A 19,831-nucleotide genomic window follows, 5' to 3' on the forward strand; every position below is an offset into this window, starting at 1 on the left:
CCGATTAAAATCCGTCCCCGGCACTCATGGCACCAAGCCGTGCTGTAATTTCACGAAAACCCACTATGGTCTCTGTGATGATATCAGCTGCTGATTTCTGGGCAGTAATAAGACTAGCGGATTGCCCGGCCAGTCCGACACTTGCTTCCATATCACCGCCGAAATAAAGATCCTGAATACGGGCAAATGTATCTTTTGGCATCAACCCTTCTTCATGTATGGAAAGCGTCTTTTCTGTTTTCAAGGCGCGAATACAAGGGGTCGATTTTTTGTTTAAAACATAAGTTCCCGTATCTTCAGCATCAATGATCGCATTTTTATAATTTACATGAACCGGGCTTTCTTTTGCAGACACAAAGCGTGTCCCCATTTGAACCGCCTCTGCTCCCACGGCGAATGCGGCAGCCATTCCCCGACCATCAACAATTCCGCCAGCTGCAACCATAGGAACATCAACTTTGTCACGTATAGCCTGCAGCAATACCAGGGTTGAAACTTCTTCCGGATTTTTAAACCCACCGCCCTCAGATCCTTCAACAATCAAACCATCGACGCCTGCCTCGACAGCCTTCAGCGCCGCTTTAACAGTTGGCACTGCATGATAGACAATGATGTCATGAGCTTTCAGTATTTCGATTAATTTAGCCGGATTTCCTGCGGAAGTGGTGACGAATTTAACGCCGCATTCGGCGACAAACTTGATCATATTTTCGTCACGAAGAAATAAAAGCGGCAGATTTATGCCAAAAGGAGCCTCCGTCAGCTCCTTCATTTTTTGAATTTCCCGTATGCAATTCTCTGTTTCACCTGAAGAGGTTTCAATAATCCCTAATCCACCTGCATTACAGACTGCCGATGCCAAAGGTGATCTGGCGATCCATCCCATAGGCGCCTGTATTATGGGATATTTTGCGCCAGTATGTGCAAGTACGCGGTTCATTTGTGATCCCTAAATCAAAAAAATTTAGCTCAATGATATTCCCACAGCTTCTTCCAGATCCCTAAGTGCCTGGTCTTCGCTGATTACTTTAATAGTCTTCATACCCATGGCAGATGCTGGCTTTAAATTAATACCCAGGTCATCCAGATAGACAACTTCGTCTGCAGTAACTCCCATCTCAGAGCAGGCAAATTCATAAATTCTTGGATCCGGCTTTCGCAGTCCGATTTTGCTGGATTCAATGACTTGATTGAAGATTGCCATCACATCCTTCACTTCGGCTTGGGCCATTGCATCGCGCGTCATTCCAGGGCCCTTCCCCGCAGCGACATTGTTGGTAAGGCACGTACAGTTAAATTTTTCACGACAGTTTTTCAATGCCTGAACCATACGGGGACGGACATCTCCGGCCAAAAGTTTGATTATTTCAATCCCGGCAATCGAATGCCCTAATGCCTCGCTTTCAATTTCAAACAGCTTATCAAATTCATCCAGCGTGACATCGCTGCGCTCAAACTTCGCCCAGGCATTTGTATCCGGGTTCGTTGAGTTAATCCGGCGGATAAAATTTTCCGGCAACCCTCGTTCTTTCTCAAACCGTGTAAAAGAGTCAAAGGGACTCGTCGTGAGAACCCCTCCGAAATCCCAGAGAACCGCTTTAATCATTTTGGAATGAACCTTTTCTATCGATTGGCAAATCTCCCGTAATCCTGCGGTGATATGCTGTTATTCTTAATTTCCTTGGATAGTGACAGCGGTGAAATGTGTTGTCAAATATGATCATGCTTTGAAATGCGAATAAAATTCATTACGTTAAGAGAAATCGTATAAAGTCGTATTATTGTAACAACGGGAGCATCCGTATGAAAGCCTCGGTTCTATCTGTTCTGTCCTTCCTCCTTTTGGCACCAGGAGCGATGGCATTTGATTCTGATGACATTAAAAAATTAAAGGAAACAGGCAGTTGCCCAGGCTGCGATTTACGGGCAGCAAAGTTACAATCCGAAGATTTTACAGATGCGTATCTAAAAGGTGTCAATTTACGCGATACAATTCTTAAAGAAGTCATTCTCGAAAACGCCAACTTGTCGAATGCCGATTTGCGCCGTGCCGATCTGGAAAAATCGAATTTGGTAAATGCTGATCTTGAAAGCGCCATCATACAGGGCGCCGATCTTGAGAAGGCAAATATGAAAGGCGCAAATCTAAAACAAACGGACCTGAGGCGTGCTGATTTCGAGAGTGCCAATATCGAAGGTGGGAAATTTCAAAAAGCGGATATTCGCAAAGCCAGCTTTAAGCGGGCGATTTTGCAAAAAGCGAATTTCAGTGATGCAAACCTGACGGAGACGAATTTCAAACGCGCTGACATGACTGATATCACGATGACCAGTGCTGAGCTAAGAAACGCAAATTTTTCCCGTGCAAATTTGACCAATGCGCGATTGCAGGAGGCTGATTTGCGACAGGCTAATTTCCACAGAGCAATTTTGATCGATGCGAACCTGGCTGGGGCAGAGCTTGAAGATACGACATTCTGGGGAGCCAATTTGTCTGGGGCTAACCTTGAAGATGTCGAAGGCTTGGAACAAGAGCAGCTGGACCCCGCATGTGGTGACGACAAAACGGTTTTACCGGACGACTTACTTATCACAAAGTGCCAGTAACAAATTAGAGCTGGTAGATAAGGTCCGGCAGCTTGCCCAATTCTGAAATCTCATGGAACTTTGGATCTTCCAAAGGAGCTTCTGCATGTTCCAGCGCCCAAGTTAGATCATGAGGTATATGCACAGCCCAACTGCCGATAGACAGGGCTGGAATTACATCTGATTTCAAAGAATTGCCAACCATCATGCATTGATGGGGCGCAGTCGAATGCTGGCTGAAAATGCGACGATAAACCTCAGGTTTCTTCTCACTTACGATTTCAACGACATCAAATAATTCACCCAGTCCTGATTGAGCAAGTTTTCGTTCCTGATCAAACAAATCCCCTTTGGTTATCATAATCAAACGAAAATTGGAGGATAACTCGGTTAGCGTTTCAAAAACGTTCGGTAATGTTTCTACGGGATGCCTGAGCATTTCGCGGCCCGTCCGCAGAATGTCATGCAGAACCGCTGCCGGCACCCTGTCTTCTGTAACTTCAATGGCCGTTTCGATCATCGACAAGGTAAAGCCTTTTACACCATAGCCATAAAATTCGAGATTTCGCCGCTCAGCGGCTAAAAGCCGCTCGGTAACATGATCCCCGCTTGCGTAATCCTTTAGCAAATTCGTAAATTTTTCCTCTGTCATCCGGAAGAAATGTTCGTTTTGCCAGAGTGTATCATCTGCATCGAACGCGATAACAGACAAAGAGGACATATGTGCCATAATGCTACCTTTTAGAGGGAAAGGCGACAGGCCTACTCAGCGGCCTGATCCGGGATGATCTTGCCCGGGTTCATAATATTGTCCGGGTCCAGTGCATGCTTCAACGTTGCCATGACATCAACTGCTTCGCCATGCTCGCGATACATATATTTCTTTTTACCGAGCCCTATACCGTGCTCGCCCGTACAAGTTCCATCCATCGCCAATGCCCGATCAATCAACCGCCCATTCAGGCGTTCCGCCTCTGCCAGCTCTTCTGGATTTTCCTTTTTTATAACGAAAGAGAGGTGGAAATTGCCGTCACCGACATGTCCAACCAAGGGGGCAATCAGAAAGCTTTCTTCGAGATCTTGCTTGGTTTCAAGAATGCAGTCTGAAAGGCGGGAGATGGGAACACATACATCTGTCGCCCAAATTTGCGCCCCATTCCGCAGGGCGATTGCCGCATAAGCCGCATCATGTCTGGCTTGCCATAATCTGGTCCGCTCTTCCGCCTGCGTCGTCCATTCAAAGCCTTCCGCTCCAAATTCCGAGCATATATCGCTGACTTGCTCAGCCTGTTCCTTCACATATGCTTCGCTCCCATGGAACTCCAAAAACAAAGTTGGTTTTACCGCCAATTCAAGATTGGAATATCGATTGATGGCGTCAACCTGCACCTCATCCAGCAATTCAATCCGGGCAACGGGAATGCCCGATTGAATAGTCAGGATCACAGCCTGGATCGCGCCTTCGATGTCCGGAAAACACACTGTCGCGGCAGAAATCGCTTCCGGGATTCCATAAAGCTTCAACGTAATCTCAGTAATAATCCCCAATGTGCCTTCTGCACCAATATAAAGTTTAGTCAAGTCATACCCAGCCGCACTTTTTTTCGAGCGATGGCCGGTTGATATGATCCGACCATCCGGCAAAACAACTGTCATACAAAGGATGTTTTCCCGCATGGTGCCATAGCGAACGGCATTTGTACCCGAAGCACGGGTCGACGCCATTCCGCCGATGGAGGCATCGGCGCCTGGATCAATGGGAAAGAACAGGCCCGTATCCCTTAAATATTCATTCAATTGTTTACGGCGCACGCCCGGCTGCACGGTACAATCCAGATCTTCCTGACCAACTCTCAGCACCTTATTCATATCATTTAGGTCAATAGAAATACCGCCATGCACGGCATTCACATGACCTTCCAGTGATGTACCTGCACCGAAGGGAATGATTGGCACTTTGTGATACGCGCAAATCTTAACGATTTCGGATACTTCTTCCGTACTCTGCGCAAAGCACACCGCGTCTGGCGCCGACGGAAAATGCCAGCTTTCGTCATGCCCGTGCTGTTCTCGCACGGCCTCTGCTGTCGTGCACCGCTTCCCCAATAAATCCGTAAGTTTTTGGACCACTTGATCCATTTCGGCATGTTGGCTGGCCATAAACATTCCCTTGTTTTCTTTATCCGTCGGACTGGTCAGCCCGATATAAAGACATTATCATACTTCCTGACCGCTATTCAAAACAAGAAAATCAACCGCCAATACAATAAAAGGTAATATCAATGACGGGTCCTGCCCTTCCTGCAATACATCAACAATCGGTTCTTACAGAGTGGATCGACTATAACAATCACATGAATGTCGCCTTTTATGTATTGATTTTCGACCAATCTCTCGATGTTTTCCTTGATGAGATCGGTCTAACCAGAGAATACAGAGAGAGTGCAAATTGTACCGTTTATGTGTTGGAAACCCATGTCACCTATCTTCAAGAGGTGCATGAGGGCGATCCACTTGAGATGACGGTCAGGGTTATAGATTGCGACGAAAAACGGATGCATTTATTTTTGGAAATGTATCATAGGGATAAGGGTTATCTAGCGGCAACATCAGAGCAGATGATTATGCATCTCGATAAAACCGGCCCAAGTGCCGCGCCAATGCCAGCAGCCATGCAGGCCGCACTGGAAGCAAACAAAGCACTTTACAAGGAAACGCCCGCGCCAAAACAATCTGGTAATGTTATAGGAATTCGGCGGAAAAAATAAAAAACGCCGTTTCGTAAAACAGCGTTTCTAATACGAGATTCAAGGATAAATGCTAGGCGGCTTCTGCCTCGTGGGAGCTGCCAAGCTTGGCGATCAGGTAATCTACATTATCGCCATCAAACTGGTCCTCAAAATGCGTGAGGACACGTTCAATTACCTGATTGCGATAGCGTTCCCGATCTCCTGGAGCGCCGTCAAAATCAAGTTCATTGGCGACTTCCAAACCGACTTTCATAATTTCATGCAAACCGCCTGGAATATGTGATTTTTTGCATAGCTGCTTCAAGCCCTCGCCGCCGGCGTCATTCACAAGGATATGAACATTGGCAACTGCGATATCCGAATATTTGGCCATTGCCGTTTCGAAGAAATCCACATCCCCTACGCAAAGGGCCCGCAGGATAATGGTCGGCGTTAAGCGGCCGTTATCATAAAGCTGATCGATCAGGCTGATTAAATCCGCGTGGCTTGCCCCATCTTTAATAAAACCAATCATGGTTTTCTCACGGCTTTCCAAAATGATATCGGTTGCCATGCTCGGAGACATTTCATGATGGCTGACAAGATGATCGCGAAGTTTATCGGAGACCATCGTCACCAGTCGCTCAGTTACGGTGATCGGTAATGTACTCCGATGCGCCATGGGAGCGTTTACTTTTTCGCTATCCCCAAACTGGTCAAGCACCTTCTCAAAAGTGTCTTCTGAAATTTCAGCGCCTTCATTGCTCATGAGAGTTGCGACAACATCTTCATTTCCGGTTTCAGCCAGTTTTTCGGAAACTGCTTCAGACACAACGACACGGCTGGCAACTGCCGCTTGATGTAAATCGGATTTCGAGGAAATAATTTCAAATAAATCGTCGTCCGACAATGCTTCTGAAAAGCTTATCATCGGCGTCGCAACATCCGCCACGTCACTTGCGAGAGTTTTGGCAATATCGTTAGGGAGATCCGGAACTGTTTTGAGTGTTTCTGCCAAAGTCTGGCGTACCAGTATTTCCGCATCATTCACAAGCAAACGGAAAATTTCCTCAGCTTCGCGACGTTCCGTTGGATTAAAACCGTCATCCCCCAAACCGCCAGCAATCTTTTCAACTGTTTCTGCCCGTACTTCTGCAGATCGATCTGTAAGTAACCGTTCGACGTCAGCTGGACTTAAAGAACCCGAATTTACCACTTTGGCTCCAATACTTGAATTAATCCCAAGTTCAAATATCGCCGATTAATCTTAAAATTCTCTTAATCAAGTCGCCCTTCGACAACCTCTTTTATGGTACGGATCTGGTCTTCTACCTTAATATCCAGGATACTTGTGATTTCAAGATCTTTATCTTCGTAGACATCTTCATCCGGTTTTTGAGCCTGCCATTCCAAAATACGGGCATCTCGGGCTATAATCAGACGTTCAATCTGGGGTCTGAATATGACGATCATCGCTGTTAACCAACGGTTTGCGGGCCAGGATGGTGTACTATGATCGATAGCAAAACTATCCAGCATATCGATGACGTCTTTTTTGTCGTACCAGTTCTCTCCTGTCACCCAACGATTTGTGGTAAAAAGCTGTGTCGGAAAGCCTGCGCTATCCATAGATACGGCTATTAGATGCGAGAGAATTTCGTCCTCTGCTGTTGGCCATTCCGCAGAGCCCTCGTAAGGAACAGGTTTGACATCCTTTTTTATACCTTTTAGCCGCATAAACGTATGGAAATGACCGTGTTCGTCTTCTCGATGAGAATGGTAATAATATTGCGCATGGGTTTCATCGTCGTAAATATCTCCCTCTGGATAATGATCCCATTCGTAAAAAGTTCCCTCGCCACGCAGTATTTCAGCAACAATATTCGAGCCGCCTTTTTTTAACACCCGGTAACATTCCAGGATTTCATCTGCCGCAGCATTCATTCTGGCAAGTCGTGCAGGATCTAACAGGCGCATTTCCGCCCGTAATTCTGCGGCATCCAGGACTGGATTCTTACCTTTTTCAAGATTAGTCATCTCGTTCATTTTATCCTCAATTATTCTTTTACCAAACGAAAACCTACCAAAATATGCTTTATCGATGCTGGTCGCGTATGCCAGGCGGCCGATCGGCAAACACCACATCCTTTATCGTCCCACGACCCACCTTTTACAACATAATGGTTGCCTGGCTTCGGAGTTGACGTCCATTCAAACACCTGACCGGAAGCATCAAGCATACCATAAGGGCTTGCCCCATCCGGAAAACTTCCCACCGGCGTCGTGTCAAATGGACCTTTATCATGGCTGTTTAACACATTTGCATCGTAATCATTTCCCCATGGATATCTGTTTCCCAAGGGACCTCGGGCAGCTTTCTCCCACTCCTTTGCTGTTGGCAATCGCCAAATTTCTCCGGTTTGATCTGAAAGCCATTTGGCATAGGCAACAGCAGAGGAATGCGACACCAAAACAACTGGATGATCAAGACGGGCAGGATCGGGGATATCTTCCACCCACTGGAATTTTATAGTCCGCTCAAAAGGATGAATAAGGCCATATGATCGCCAAAGTTTTTCCGTAACGCCGGGTGCAGCATGCCCCGTATCGCTGACGAAATTCTCATATTGGCTGTTGGTTACCAGGTTTTTCATGATTGTAAAAGCCGGCAACTCTCTCTTTTGACGAGCCTCCTCGTTTTCGTACCATTTTTGGTTTCGAGTTACTGAATGACCATAGGCTGCCTCATCTAACCGATACCCATAATCTTTCCCGGTTCGATCAGATCCAAAGATAAATGAGCCCGACGGCACAAAAACAGTTTCCGGCATTTCAGCCGCTTGGCTGGCAAAAGACACGCTCATCAGAAAAAGGACAATTGGTAATTTAGATCTGTTCAAAAAAGACTCCTTGCGGCCTCCAATATAAGCATCAAGAAGTAAGACAACATATGATTTCACGAGATGGTGATAGATTGTGTCCAAAGAGACCGGCATACCGCGACATAATGCCTCTGTCATCCGGTATCGTCTTATGCTATCCAATTTTCCTGTAGAATCTACCGGTTCATGTTAAATCTCTAGGAGAGAGTTATGAGTATGACAAAGATTGCGGCCTTCAGCCTTTCACTTGCTATTGCATTGTCTTCTGCAACTGCGTTTGCCGAGGGAGATGCAAAAAAAGGGGCGAAGGTATATAAAAAATGCAAAGCTTGTCACACCATCGAAAACGGCGGAAAAAATAAAGTTGGGCCAAATCTTTTTGGTGTCGTCGGTCGAAAATCCGCCCAGGTTGAAGGCTTTAAATATTCCAAAGCCATGAAGGCTGCTGATTTAACATGGGATGATTCAAATCTGGATCAGTATCTCACCAAACCGAGAGCTTTCGTTAAAGGCACCAAAATGAGCTTCGCCGGTATAAAAAAAGAAAGCCAGCGTCAGGATCTGATCGCCTACTTGAAAACTTTTCAGTAGGTTAGACCTAATCGGCAACACTCCTCAGTTTAGTAATTCCTGTACTTTAGCAGCGATCGCTTGACCTAAAACCAAATGGTCTTCAGCTTCCAAATGAACACCATCTGCTTGGCTGGATTGAATATGCAGTCCGGCATCCAGAAAGGGACTGTCAAGCATTTCAGCGACCCGTTTCATATCACCTGCAAGTTTGAGAGAACGTTCTTGCGCCCCTTCCAGAATACCCGCGAGGGCCGTTAGCTCGCCTATCTGCGGCGGTGCAACAAGGAGTGTTTTCGGCAGCGCGCCAATCCAGTTTCCGGCAGGATTCATTGCCATCGCCAGAAGCGCCCCCGCACCGCAGGCGATGTCGAATGTTGTCCCTGGAAAACGGGGTTTTAAGTCATTTGTTCCCAACATGATAATGACAAGATCCAGCGGCATATGTGTTTCGAGACAGGGCGCAAGGTAAGATTTTCCATTCCTGTCCGATCCCATTATGGGATCGTCAAAAACAGTCGTTCGGCCATTCAGGCCCTCTTCTATTACTTTGTACTCGCTCCCTAATGTTGATTGTAAGACGCCGGGCCAACGAACATCAGGGTCATATCTTTCATAAACACCGAATTGAGTGATTGGCTTACAACCCCACGTATTTGAATCACCATAACAAAGAACATTCCACATTACCTTGACGTCCGTCAGCTCTCGCGAACGATCAATACTGAGCATTTTGCATGACGGCTTACCCTCGCAGCGTTCGGGCCAAGTAAATAGTCTTTCATGTCCGGTCGATGTGTCCCAATAACGATCAAATCTGAGCTGATCTCCTCACTGACACGCAAGACTTCTTCGTAAACCGAACCAAGTCCGACAATATGCTGAACTGCAATTTCATCTGGAATGTTTGCTTTTACAAAGCCATGCAAGGCTTTCGTGGATTGCTCGAGCATTTGCTTTTCGTGATCTTTCGGGAAAAAGGAACCTACCATGCTCATCCCGAAATTTGGCAGGACCGTCATCACATGCAATGTTGAGCCGAATGCTTTCGCATATTCGACCGCCACTTCAACTGACCTTTGCCGCTCATCATCCAAATCCACCGCCAGCAAGATATGCTTGTACATTTATCGTCTCCCCTAATTACGCAGTTGCGGCAGATACAACGCCAGAATTACGACGGCGACGCTGCAACAAAAAGATTCCCACTAATACGACAAGTGCCGGGATATACATCAGTTCTCTTGCCGGTTGGCTTACCGGAACTAGGACAGTAAGGATCTTTTGATCGAAATCCAGGCCTGCGGCCTGCGCCGGACTATCAAACGCCGCATCATCAATCAGCACATCACCATCTTCAACAAGCAGCTCAAGACCGTAAGCTTCAAGCCTTTCCTGTCCCGTCGCTTCATCACCAACGGGCATTATGGCCGTGAAGACAAGCTCATCCCCCACGTCGTCTTCGCCCTGGACAATCAGGCGCAACTCAGATCCCGCCGGGGCATTCTGAACTGCTTCTACGATTTGTGCCGGATCTGTTTCCGCATAAGGAGGCGAGATCAGATCCATCCAGAATCCGGGGCGGAACAAGGTAAAGGCAATGACAATCAACAAGGCGGATTCCCACAGTCGCGACTTAGTGACAAAATATCCCTGAGTACCTGCCGTAAACAATAATATGGCTATGGTCGCTATGACGAAGACGATCGCTCCTTGTACTGGAGTTACATTGATTAGCAACAGATCTGTATTGAAGATGAACAGGAAGGGTAATACCGCAGTCCGCAACGAATAGAAGAAGGCAACGAATCCCGTTCGTATGGGGTCCCCTCCTGACACTGCCGCCGCCGCAAAAGAGGCCAATCCAACTGGCGGCGTCACATCGGCCATGATACCAAAATAGAAAACGAATAAATGAACCGCAATCAACGGTACAATCAATCCATTCTGCTGTCCAAGGCTGACAATCACGGGAGCCAGAAGAGACGACACGACGATATAGTTCGCCGTCGTCGGCAGCCCCATTCCCAGAATCAAGCTCAAGATAGCTGTGAAAATCAAGATCAGCATAATTTGACCCTGCGACAAAAATTCAACTAATTCCGCCAGCACCAGACCAACACCCGTTTGAGACACGGTTCCGACAATCACCCCGGCGGCAGCCGTCGCGATACCGATACCGATCATATTTCTTGCGCCGGAAATCATGCCATCAATCAGCTCATCAAATCCCTGACGAATACGTCCCGACAGGGTTTCTTTGCGGAAAATGGAGAACAGATACCGTTGCGTGAGCAGGATAAAAATCATCAACGCAACTGCCCAGAAAGCTGACAATTCTGGCGACAAGCGTTCAATCATCAAGCACCAGATCAGGACGCCAACCGGTAGTACAAAATGTAACCCCGCCATGACAGTTGGACCAGGTTCAGGTAAGGCCGTTACCGGTGAATTCGGGTCATCCACCACCAGATCCGGATGCTTGGCACAAATGGAGATCAAATAGACATATACCACCAGAATGGCGGCGCCAGCAATCCAGGGTGTCAAAGCCTGTCCCGCCACTTCGCGCACCAAATCAATGGCAAAAAATACGCCAAAACTAACGATGACCATATTGCAGAGAATCAAAGCCCCTTTGGACAATATCTTGGCCTTCGTCCCCTCTTCCGCCTTGGCGACCGCGCCTTTAAACACACCAACCTGCAACAGGATCAAAACGAGAATTGCCACAAGCTTATTCAGTGAGCTGTCCAGCAAATGAAAGATCTCAGAAAGATAGTAAATCGCACCACCTAGGACCAGGATCGACGCCAGCGTGATGCCAAAGGACAATAGAGCCAGCTTGGTTGTTTTGACTTCTCCAGCCCGTGGTAATCCCTGCATATTCATCTTCATTGCTTCAAGATGAACAATGTACACCAACGCGATGTAGGAGATAATCGCCGGCAGGAAAGCATGTTTCACAACTTCGAAATAGCTGATATCCACATACTCAACCATCAAAAAGGCCGCAGCCCCCATGACAGGCGGCATGATCTGACCATTAACCGACGACGCCACTTCAACTGCGCCGGCTTTTTCAGAACTAAATCCAACACGCTTCATCATCGGGATTGTGAAGGTACCCGTGGTAACCACATTGGCAATAGACGAGCCGGATATCAATCCGGTCATGCCGGAGGCAACCACCGCCGCCTTTGCCGGGCCGCCCCGCATATGCCCCATCAACGAGAAGGCTACTTTAATAAAATAATTGCCCGCCCCTGCTTTATCCAGCAAGGCGCCGAATAACACAAACAGAAAGACGAGGCCCGTTGAAACACCAAGGGCAATACCGAATACGCCCTCAGAAGACAACCATTGATGATCTGCGACAGCGCCAAAGCTTGCCCCTTTCCAAGCCAGAATGCCCGGAGCGTAGGGCCCGAGGAATGTATAGCCCAGAAAAATCATGGCAACGATCATCAGAGGTGGGCCGAGCGCCCGTCTTGTTGCTTCCATCAGAACCACCATGCCGACACAGGCGACGATGATATCTGTCATATTCGGGTTACCTGGCCGGTCCGAGAGACGAGAGCCCATAATGCGGTCTGCGATCGCCGTATCAAAAAACACCAGGTACATTGTTGTGATAATGCCGAGAATACCAAGGACCCAGTCCATGATCGGCACATGTCCACGTGGAGAGTTCTTAAAGGCCGGATAGGCCAGAAATGCGAGCATAAGGGAAAAAGCCAGATGTATCGGACGGGCTTCCTTGCCAGAGAATACGCCCCAGCTCAACATGTAAGGAATTGGAGAGGCAATCCACACTTGCCACAGCGACCAGACCAAGGCCAGGCCGGCAATTAACAGAGCAACATTTTTATTTTTTGGGACCCGCCCCCCAACGTCACTCGACGCCACAAGATCTTCAAGTTCCTCGTTACTCAATACTGTGCTTTTGTCTGCGTCACTCATTGAAAGTCTCCCCTCTTTCAATGCAGATATCCCGCGGTGGGCACTCTACATATATATCAGTTTTTGTAAAAAAAATGGGCGGAAGTGTTTCTTCCGCCCATTCGGGTATCTTACATCCAGCCTTGCTCTTTATAATAGCGGATGGCGCCTTCATGCAAAGGTGCGGATAGATTGTTTACAATCATCAACTTTGGATCGAGATTGGCAAATGCAGGATGCATTTTGCGGAAACGCTTAATGTCATCGAAAACTGCTTTCACGATTTGATACACAACTTCCGGATCTGTGTTTGAAGAGGATACGAATGTCGCACCAACACCAAAAGTTTCAACATCTTCGTCTGTGCCCGTGTACATGCCGCCTGGAATAGTTGCCATGGCATAATACGCATTGTCCCCTGCAAGCTTCTTGATCACATCATTATTGACATTGACGAGAACGGCTTCGCAAGATGTGGTGGCTTCCTTGATGGAACCATTGGGATGTCCCGCAGTAAACACGATAGCGTCAATTTTGTTGTCGCAAAGGGCCGCTGCCTGTTCTGAAGATTTAAGTTCGGAAGCCAAGGCGAAATCATCCATTTCCCAACCCATTTTCTCCATGACAACTTCCATGGTACCGCGTTGACCGGACCCCGGGTTGCCGACATTAACCCGCTTACCTTTTAGATCTTCAAAGGTTTTAATGCCCGAATCTTTACGCGCCACAACCGTGAACGGCTCTGGATGTACAGAGAACACTGCCCGCAAATCCTTGAACTCTCCATCCGGGAATTGTTTAGGTGCTGTTCCATTGTAAGCATGATACTGCCAGTCAGACTGGGCAACACCCATGTCCAGATCTCCAGCGCGAATGCCGTTGATGTTTTTCGTAGAGCCGCCCGTCGTATGCGTACATTTGATTTCGTGGTCTTTCGTTCCACGATTTACAAGCTTACAAATTGCACCGCCGACCTGATAGTAAACGCCAGTCTGACCACCGGTACCAATTGTAATAAATGTCTCTGCAGCAGCCGGAACAGCTGTCAAGCCAACCCCGCCAATTGCTGCAACTGCAACTGCCGTTGCTGTAAAAAACTTTCTCATTTCTAACTCCTTCACCTGTCAATATTGTTGCTAGCAATTTGATTTCTCCCCTAGCAACGTTAATCCCGATTACCAGATCTATTTCCTGACAATCAGTGTTTCCTTCAAATGCTTCACGCGAAGTATTGGAAGGAAAATTCTCATACCGGATATTTTATCCCTCCGGCATCCCACAAAACTTCGCTCGTATATCCGCCGCTGTCGAAATGGGTCGGCCAATTGCCATCGCAACATCACGAGCTTGACGGACTAAATCTGCGTTGCATGTGGCCTGTCGACCATCTTTAAGCAACATATTATTCTCAAACCCTACCCTTACATGGCCACCCATTGCAAGGGCGCAACTTATTGTAGTATGTTCAAGAGAACCAAATGCGCAAACTGCCCAAGCGGATTCCTTGGGTGTTAGTGCAATAAAAGGCAATAAATCCATAGGATGAGACTTTTGACCTTCCGTATACCGTCCCAACACATACAATAAAAACGGGTATTTGTCAAGAATCACCCCGTCTGCTGCCAGTGCTTGATAGCGCTTCAAATCCTCCGCCGAGTACAGGATAAATTGGGGCATGATATTCAGGCTTTTCATTTCAGCAAAAAATGACCGGGCTTTTTCTTCTTCGCCTGGAGGCACCAGTTCCTTGATAGCGAGCGAAACCGCTTCGGGTTGCAATTCAAGTACCATTTCCATTTGTTGCTCTGCGGAATAAATGCCCACTGCCTCGGTCGTCGCCTGAATGACAATATCGTCACCCACCCGATCTCGAATGGCGGCAGTTGCATCCCGGTATTTCCCAACATCCAATGTATGGCCGTTCTGTTCATCACGGACATGCAGATGGATCATCGCCGCCCCTTCGCGACGACACAGATCTGCTTCAACTGCCAAGTCCAACGGTGAAATTGGCAGTGCCGGATGATCCGCCTTTGTTTTACGGGCGCCATTGGGCGCCACGGTCAGAACAACCGGACTTGAAACTGAGTCTTCAACTGAAACCTGATTTTTCAAACTGTTACGCCTTCACACTTTGAAGAACCGCGTCAACTGCACGGCCCAATTTTGATACAACTTCGTCGACATGGGATTCATCGACAATAAACGGCGGAGCGAGCAGAACGTGATCGCCTCTATGTCCGTCAATGGTGCCTCCCATGGGATAACACATCAAACCTTCATCCATTGCGGCGGCCTTAATTTTTACGTGAACTTTTAAAGCCGGATCCAATGGTTCCTTAGTCAGACGGTCTGCAACAATTTCCATCCCTTGAAATAAACCACGCCCACGGATATCTCCAACACACGCATTATTGCCAAAGCGTGCCATCAGTCCCTCACGAAGCTGCTGGCCGCGCAGTTGCACGTTGGAAAGTAAATCATTGTCTTCAATATATTGCTGGACTGCCAGCGCGCCAGCGCACGCAACGGGGTGACCCAGATAAGTATGACCATGCTGGAAAAACCCGGAACCGTCGACAATGGCGTTGTATATTTCGTCGGTGCACATCATCGCACCGATGGGTTGGTATCCGGCCCCAAGACCTTTCGCCATGACCAGAATATCTGGCACAATATTTTCCTGTTCTACAGCAAAAAGGCTACCAGTGCGCCCCATGCCACACATCACTTCGTCAGCGATGAATAATACTCCATATTGATCGCAAATTTCACGGATACGGGTGAAATATCCCGCCACTGCCGGAACTGCCCCCAATGTGGCACCAACCACGGGCTCACAGATAAAGGCGCAGATATTTTCTGGCCCTTGCGCCATTAATGCGGCTTCCAGTTCATCAGCCGTGCGTTGACCAAACTCCCAATCCGTTTCATCATCACGCCGACCACGATATTCATAGCAAGGGGAAATTAGATCAACCGGCAATAGCAACGGCGCAAACGGCTCCCGCCGCCATAGATTGCCACCAGCGGATAATGCGCCAAGGGTGTTGCCGTGATAACTTTGACGTCGCGAAATAAATCGTGTCCGCGATGGTTCCCCTTTCTCCAGAAAATATTGCCGGGCCAGCTTTAACGCAGATTCGACCGCCTCCGAGCCACCAGATACAAAAAAAACATGGTTCAAATCGCCCGGTGCCTTACCCGCCAGAAATGTTGCCAGTCCTTCCATTGCCGGGTTAGTGAAAAACCCGCTATGCGTAAAGGAAATACTGTCGATCTGGGCTTTCATGGCTTTGGCCACACTATCATTGCTATGCCCCAGACAGGAGACAGCGGCATCGCCCGCGTCAAAGTATTTTTTTCCTGCGTCATCAATAATATAGGGCCCCTCACCACTTGCAGCGACGGGATAATTCGCTTTTGGATTACGATGAATCACGTGAGTCATTGATCTTGTTTGCCTTTATTCCAATAGGTATAGCTCTTACGGAGATTGAGTTCAGAAACCTCAAGCTTCTGTACGGCAACCGGTCCCAATTCATTGACCACAGCCGCCACCAGCGCTTGTGCAAGTGCCATAGCGCCAACAAGCGATCGGTAAAATGAGGGGCTGCGATTCGCCGCCAGAAACAAATGTGTGGCACGCTCGGCCAAGGGAGAAACATTGCTGTCTGTCAAGGAAATGACCTTGGCGCCGACATGATGAGCTGCATTAACCGCTTGTACCGTTTCTTTGGTATAGGGATCAAATGCTACCGCCAGCAATACATCTTTACTTCCAATGGCTGAGATTTCTTCACCAAACAATCCGGCTTTGCCCTCGAGCAACTGGGCTGTCGGAAAAAAAAGTCGAGTTGCGTAGTGGAAGAAATAGGCTACAGGAAAGCATTTTCGAAGGCCGACAACATATATTTTCTCCGCTTCAATCAGACTTCCTGCGGCCGCTTGAAAAGCGCCCTCCTCTGATTGGGAAAAACTACGTTCAATATTATCCGTATCCGTTTCGGCCATTTCTTTGAGAAAAACGGAACTGACCGTCGCCGAATTGCGCATCTGCAGCCGCCGTGCTCGCGCTGCATATGTTCCGGTTTCCGGTAGAATACGGTCTCTGAACCGGTTTCTGAATTCCGTATAGCTATTAAACCCAAGTCGGATAGCCAACCGGCCCATGGTTGCAGGCAAAACATTCACCTGGCTCGCAACTTCCCGCATGGAGTGCACAGCCATTCGGTCCGGACTATCCAACGCAAAACGCGCTGCAACACGCAATTGGGGACTTAGCCCGTCAAATCTTGCCTCGATAACTTTTAGTATATCAATTTGGGTTTCTGACATCTTCGCATTAACAGCCTAAAACTTCCTGTAAACGGGACACTAATAGAGCCAAATGCGTTTTGCAACAAATGAATCTTTTTTTTCAATAATGATTCATTTGATTCAATATTAATTCCGGCCAAATTCAACCAGCTCAATTTTAGAGAAATTAACCCCTTCTTTACAGTATGCCCTATATAACCAGTAAGGGTGGCTGCAACAATTGTAGCGACTTGGGTAGACGAGTAACTTTATTGAGAATAAATCATTGACTTCAAGAGGTTTGGCATCAACGCATTCCAAAGGATTGCCGGAAACCGAAAGACATAAAGCACCTGCGACAAGCCGCAAAATACTGCGCCTGAATTATAGTCAGATGCGTTTACTTGTTTTGGAGCCCGGAAACCGAATTCAGGATTTTTGCGACCAAATCAATCTCGTTGTCACCACCCATCAAACTCAATTTGACGAAAGTACCGCGCAAGAGATCAAATCTGGCGCCTTCAACTGTATTATCATCGATGGAACGGACGAGATCATCGAATACGAAGAAGCAATACAAATTGCCACGTCTCGCCCCCCGTTTGTACCAACTGTTGTGATTGATGGATCCCTGCATCATTTACGTCAAGGTGCCTTTGACAATATTGCAACGACAGAGCTAACGGCCAGCCGCCTGGAAACAGCACTCTACAACGCAGATCGATTGTGCAAAGTCAAAAATCGCGCAGTCCATCTGGAAACGGAACTTTCCGCCTTCATCGAAGAAGACCCCCTCACCGCCCTGCCCAGTCGCCGGAAGTTTCGTTTGAAAATGGCGCAAGCCATTGAACAGGCGCATAAATTAAAAATGCCTGCGTTTCTCATTATTCTCGACCTCGACAGTTTCAAGGGACTCAATGAAAGTCGCGGTCACGATTTCGGTGACGAAGTATTAAAAACTGTTGCCAAGCGGTTATTCCGCTTTGCCCCCGATAACTCAATCGTTGGGCGCCTGGGCGATGACGAATTCGCCTTATTGGTCACGGAAGGCGACTATATAGGCCCTGCTCATACCACCGTTGCAGTACGTCTGTCTCATGAGTTACGCAAAGCTTACCTCATTGACGGCCAAAAAACCGATATAAGCGCAACACTTGGCATAGCAACTTTGGAAACATCGGACAGCCCTGATGAGCTTCTGCATAAAGCCATGTCCGCCCTATATTCCGCAAAACGCGATAAGACACGCTTCATGGTCTATACCCAAGAAGACGATCTAGAGAGACAGGAACAGCTTCGTCTCGCGCAAGAACTACCGCAAGCGATTGAATCCGATGAACTACGCCTGCATTATCAACCAATGGTTCGCATGAAAGATCGCGAAGTAATTGGTGTGGAAGCACTGGTCAGATGGCAGCATCCCGACAAGGGCATGTTGTTTCCGGATAGTTTTATTCCCTTGGCCGAAAATTCCGGCTCCATTGAGGCGCTGACACGCTGGGTCTTGAAAGCCGCAATCGAACAAGGAAGCAGATGGCTGTCAAAAGGAACCCGCCTGTATGTTTCCGTCAATATTTCAGCCCTGATACTCCATAATCCGGTTTTCCCCGATACAGTCGCAAAGTTACTGTCGAAAACCGGTTTCCCCGCCGATCTGCTAAAACTGGAAATAACCGAAAGCGCTATTATTTCGGACGTTGTGCGGGCAAGCGAAGTCGTTATTTCCCTGCATGATATGGGGGTCCGGGTTTCAATTGACGATTTTGGGACCGGCTATACCTCCCTTGCTTACCTTCGCAAACTGCCGGTAGATGAAATTAAAATTGATAAAAGCTTCGTTCTAAATATGAACACAGTTGCGGATGATGCTGTCATCGTTCGAACACTTCTTGATCTCGCACGTAATCTCGACCTTTCCGTTGTCGCAGAAGGCATCGAGGACATAAATCTGTGGAACAGCCTCAAGGAATTGGGCTGTGATATCGGCCAAGGTTACTATATGAGCCGTCCGATCGATGTTGAGGCTTTTTCTGAATGGTTATCTGATCAGCCTTGGCAACAGGACTTTTAATAACCTTCCCGTTAACATCTGTTTGACCTGACATCGACACCCCTGATAAAATCGGTGCGACCGCCAGCAATTGTCTAGCGCTATCGTAACGGATATCTGACAAACAACAGATTTCTCTAAAAAAATAAGAACAGGAGTATCAGATGTCGCAATTTGGACCGGACGTGACGATCGACGACGCAGCTTATCTACATCCGACAGCGCTCGTGTATGGAAAAGTCGAAATCAGGAAGGGCGCTTCAATGTGGCCCTATTCCGTTGTTCGCGCCGAATCAAAAAATGTCGTGATTGGAGAATACACTAACATTCAGGATTTTTGTATGATCCATGTGGGCGAAGAAACCGGCAGCATTATCGGCTCTCATTGTTCAATTACCCATCATTGCACAATCCATGGCTGCAAAATCGGCGACAACTGCCTTATTGGTATAAATACCACCATCATGGATGGCTGTGTAATTGGAGATAACTGTATTGTCGCCGGACATACTTTCCTGAAAGAGAACACTGTAATCCCCGACAATTCAATCGTGATGGGTACACCGGGGAAAGTTGTACGTACCTATAATAACTATATAAAATGTCGACTGAATGCCTTTATGTATTATCGCAATGCACTCGCCTATGCAAAAGGTGAACATCGTGAATGGGCCTCCAAGGAAAATTCTGAAGCCCTTCATCGGGAAATTGAGAGGCTGACAGCAGAACAGAAAACGCTTGAGCAATCAGCATGATTAACGACATTACCCAAA

Annotated in this window: 19 protein-coding genes; 5 read left to right on the top strand and 14 right to left on the bottom strand. The window is 47.5% G+C overall.

Annotated elements, in window-relative coordinates; genetic code table 11:
- Window positions 1-4 precede the first annotated feature (4 nt).
- Complete coding sequence (locus tag NBZ79_RS15735) at window positions 5-940, bottom strand: NAD(P)H-dependent flavin oxidoreductase (protein WP_251933497.1); 936 nt, start codon at window positions 938-940, stop codon at window positions 5-7.
- A gap of 24 nt (window positions 941-964) precedes the next feature.
- Complete coding sequence (locus NBZ79_RS15740; protein ID WP_251933498.1) at window positions 965-1,606, bottom strand: HAD-IA family hydrolase; 642 nt, start codon at window positions 1,604-1,606, stop codon at window positions 965-967.
- 197 nt (window positions 1,607-1,803) lie between these two features.
- Between NBZ79_RS15740 and NBZ79_RS15745 the strand changes: the two genes are divergently transcribed.
- A complete protein-coding gene (locus NBZ79_RS15745; protein ID WP_251933499.1) occupies window positions 1,804-2,607 on the top strand; it encodes a pentapeptide repeat-containing protein in 804 nt (267 codons plus the stop codon).
- Between the two features lie 4 nt (window positions 2,608-2,611).
- On the opposite strand, the gene NBZ79_RS15750 is transcribed toward NBZ79_RS15745, so the two are convergent.
- Together NBZ79_RS15750 and NBZ79_RS15755 are read right to left on the bottom strand one after the other, a co-directional pair.
- Window positions 2,612-3,316 carry an HAD family hydrolase gene (locus NBZ79_RS15750; RefSeq protein ID WP_251933500.1) on the bottom strand — a complete coding sequence of 235 codons (705 nt, stop codon included), beginning with the start codon at window positions 3,314-3,316 and terminating at the stop codon, window positions 2,612-2,614.
- A gap of 32 nt (window positions 3,317-3,348) precedes the next feature.
- Entirely contained in the window at window positions 3,349-4,746 is a 1,398-nt protein-coding gene (locus tag NBZ79_RS15755) for an FAD-binding oxidoreductase (protein WP_251933501.1), read from the bottom strand.
- Window positions 4,747-4,868: 122 nt separating this feature from the next.
- Between NBZ79_RS15755 and NBZ79_RS15760 the strand changes: the two genes are divergently transcribed.
- On the top strand, window positions 4,869-5,354 hold the full coding sequence (locus NBZ79_RS15760; protein ID WP_251933502.1) for a thioesterase family protein: 486 nt from the start codon (window positions 4,869-4,871) through the stop codon (window positions 5,352-5,354).
- Window positions 5,355-5,406: 52 nt separating this feature from the next.
- Here NBZ79_RS15760 and spbR read toward each other — a convergent pair whose 3' ends face one another.
- The 3 genes from spbR to NBZ79_RS15775 all read right to left on the bottom strand — a co-directional run bounded on the left by spbR (window position 5,407) and on the right by NBZ79_RS15775 (window position 8,215).
- Window positions 5,407-6,531, bottom strand: a complete 1,125-nt coding sequence (gene spbR, locus NBZ79_RS15765) for a SpbR family protein (RefSeq protein WP_251933503.1) — start codon at window positions 6,529-6,531, stop codon at window positions 5,407-5,409.
- Between the two features lie 62 nt (window positions 6,532-6,593).
- Entirely contained in the window at window positions 6,594-7,361 is a 768-nt protein-coding gene (locus NBZ79_RS15770) for a DUF6969 family protein (protein WP_251933504.1), read from the bottom strand.
- Between the two features lie 11 nt (window positions 7,362-7,372).
- Entirely contained in the window at window positions 7,373-8,215 is an 843-nt protein-coding gene (locus tag NBZ79_RS15775; protein ID WP_251933505.1) for a formylglycine-generating enzyme family protein, read from the bottom strand.
- 192 nt (window positions 8,216-8,407) lie between these two features.
- On the opposite strand from NBZ79_RS15775, the gene NBZ79_RS15780 reads away from it, so the two are divergent.
- Window positions 8,408-8,788, top strand: coding sequence for a c-type cytochrome (locus NBZ79_RS15780; protein ID WP_251933506.1), 381 nt, complete (start codon window positions 8,408-8,410; stop codon window positions 8,786-8,788).
- Between the two features lie 24 nt (window positions 8,789-8,812).
- On the opposite strand, the gene NBZ79_RS15785 is transcribed toward NBZ79_RS15780, so the two are convergent.
- From NBZ79_RS15785 to NBZ79_RS15815, 7 genes are all read right to left on the bottom strand, one after another.
- The gene (locus NBZ79_RS15785) at window positions 8,813-9,499 is read right to left on the bottom strand and encodes an SGNH/GDSL hydrolase family protein (protein WP_251933507.1); all 687 of its coding nucleotides are present in this window, start codon (window positions 9,497-9,499) and stop codon (window positions 8,813-8,815) included.
- Window positions 9,469-9,894: a universal stress protein gene (locus tag NBZ79_RS15790; RefSeq protein WP_251933508.1), complete on the bottom strand. Its 426-nt coding sequence runs from the start codon at window positions 9,892-9,894 to the stop codon at window positions 9,469-9,471. Before NBZ79_RS15790 ends, NBZ79_RS15785 begins: the two co-directional genes overlap by 31 nt.
- A 16-nt stretch (window positions 9,895-9,910) precedes the next feature.
- Entirely contained in the window at window positions 9,911-12,730 is a 2,820-nt protein-coding gene (locus tag NBZ79_RS15795) for a TRAP transporter permease (RefSeq protein WP_251933509.1), read from the bottom strand.
- 110 nt (window positions 12,731-12,840) lie between these two features.
- Window positions 12,841-13,815 (bottom strand): TAXI family TRAP transporter solute-binding subunit, encoded by a 975-nt coding sequence (locus tag NBZ79_RS15800; protein WP_251933510.1) that lies wholly within the window; start codon window positions 13,813-13,815, stop codon window positions 12,841-12,843.
- Window positions 13,816-13,969: 154 nt separating this feature from the next.
- Window positions 13,970-14,824 carry a beta-keto acid cleavage family enzyme gene (locus tag NBZ79_RS15805; protein ID WP_251933511.1) on the bottom strand — a complete coding sequence of 285 codons (855 nt, stop codon included), beginning with the start codon at window positions 14,822-14,824 and terminating at the stop codon, window positions 13,970-13,972.
- Between the two features lie 4 nt (window positions 14,825-14,828).
- Window positions 14,829-16,160: an aspartate aminotransferase family protein gene (locus NBZ79_RS15810; protein WP_251933512.1), complete on the bottom strand. Its 1,332-nt coding sequence runs from the start codon at window positions 16,158-16,160 to the stop codon at window positions 14,829-14,831.
- Window positions 16,157-17,047 (bottom strand): MurR/RpiR family transcriptional regulator, encoded by an 891-nt coding sequence (locus NBZ79_RS15815; protein WP_251933513.1) that lies wholly within the window; start codon window positions 17,045-17,047, stop codon window positions 16,157-16,159. The genes NBZ79_RS15810 and NBZ79_RS15815 overlap by 4 nt, the downstream gene beginning before the upstream one ends.
- A gap of 247 nt (window positions 17,048-17,294) precedes the next feature.
- Here NBZ79_RS15815 and NBZ79_RS15820 point away from each other — a divergent pair, with 247 nt between their 5' ends.
- Complete coding sequence (locus NBZ79_RS15820) at window positions 17,295-19,079, top strand: putative bifunctional diguanylate cyclase/phosphodiesterase (protein WP_251933514.1); 1,785 nt, start codon at window positions 17,295-17,297, stop codon at window positions 19,077-19,079.
- 143 nt (window positions 19,080-19,222) lie between these two features.
- Window positions 19,223-19,813 (top strand): gamma carbonic anhydrase family protein, encoded by a 591-nt coding sequence (locus tag NBZ79_RS15825; protein ID WP_251933515.1) that lies wholly within the window; start codon window positions 19,223-19,225, stop codon window positions 19,811-19,813.
- The last annotated feature ends 18 nt before the right edge of the window (window positions 19,814-19,831 follow it).

Origin of the sequence: Sneathiella marina (assembly GCF_023746535.1) — a bacterium.
In the GTDB taxonomy this organism is placed as follows: Bacteria; Pseudomonadota; Alphaproteobacteria; order Sneathiellales; family Sneathiellaceae; genus Sneathiella; species Sneathiella marina.

Excerpts from the sequence above, each read along its gene's own strand:
- NBZ79_RS15780 (WP_251933506.1), top strand. The coding sequence starts at position 8,408 with ATGAGTATGACAAAGATTGCGGCCTTCAGCCTTTCACTTGCTATTGCA.
- NBZ79_RS15810 (WP_251933512.1), bottom strand. The coding sequence starts at position 16,160 with ATGACTCACGTGATTCATCGTAATCCAAAAGCGAATTATCCCGTCGCT.
- NBZ79_RS15770 (WP_251933504.1), bottom strand. The coding sequence starts at position 7,361 with ATGAACGAGATGACTAATCTTGAAAAAGGTAAGAATCCAGTCCTGGAT.
- NBZ79_RS15750 (WP_251933500.1), bottom strand. The coding sequence starts at position 3,316 with ATGGCACATATGTCCTCTTTGTCTGTTATCGCGTTCGATGCAGATGAT.
- NBZ79_RS15815 (WP_251933513.1), bottom strand. The coding sequence starts at position 17,047 with ATGTCAGAAACCCAAATTGATATACTAAAAGTTATCGAGGCAAGATTT.
- NBZ79_RS15760 (WP_251933502.1), top strand. The coding sequence starts at position 4,869 with ATGACGGGTCCTGCCCTTCCTGCAATACATCAACAATCGGTTCTTACA.
- NBZ79_RS15735 (WP_251933497.1), bottom strand. The coding sequence starts at position 940 with ATGAACCGCGTACTTGCACATACTGGCGCAAAATATCCCATAATACAG.
- NBZ79_RS15800 (WP_251933510.1), bottom strand. The coding sequence starts at position 13,815 with ATGAGAAAGTTTTTTACAGCAACGGCAGTTGCAGTTGCAGCAATTGGC.
- NBZ79_RS15825 (WP_251933515.1), top strand. The coding sequence starts at position 19,223 with ATGTCGCAATTTGGACCGGACGTGACGATCGACGACGCAGCTTATCTA.
- NBZ79_RS15785 (WP_251933507.1), bottom strand. The coding sequence starts at position 9,499 with ATGCTCAGTATTGATCGTTCGCGAGAGCTGACGGACGTCAAGGTAATG.
- NBZ79_RS15740 (WP_251933498.1), bottom strand. The coding sequence starts at position 1,606 with ATGATTAAAGCGGTTCTCTGGGATTTCGGAGGGGTTCTCACGACGAGT.
- NBZ79_RS15755 (WP_251933501.1), bottom strand. The coding sequence starts at position 4,746 with ATGGCCAGCCAACATGCCGAAATGGATCAAGTGGTCCAAAAACTTACG.
- NBZ79_RS15745 (WP_251933499.1), top strand. The coding sequence starts at position 1,804 with ATGAAAGCCTCGGTTCTATCTGTTCTGTCCTTCCTCCTTTTGGCACCA.
- NBZ79_RS15790 (WP_251933508.1), bottom strand. The coding sequence starts at position 9,894 with ATGTACAAGCATATCTTGCTGGCGGTGGATTTGGATGATGAGCGGCAA.
- NBZ79_RS15795 (WP_251933509.1), bottom strand. The coding sequence starts at position 12,730 with ATGAGTGACGCAGACAAAAGCACAGTATTGAGTAACGAGGAACTTGAA.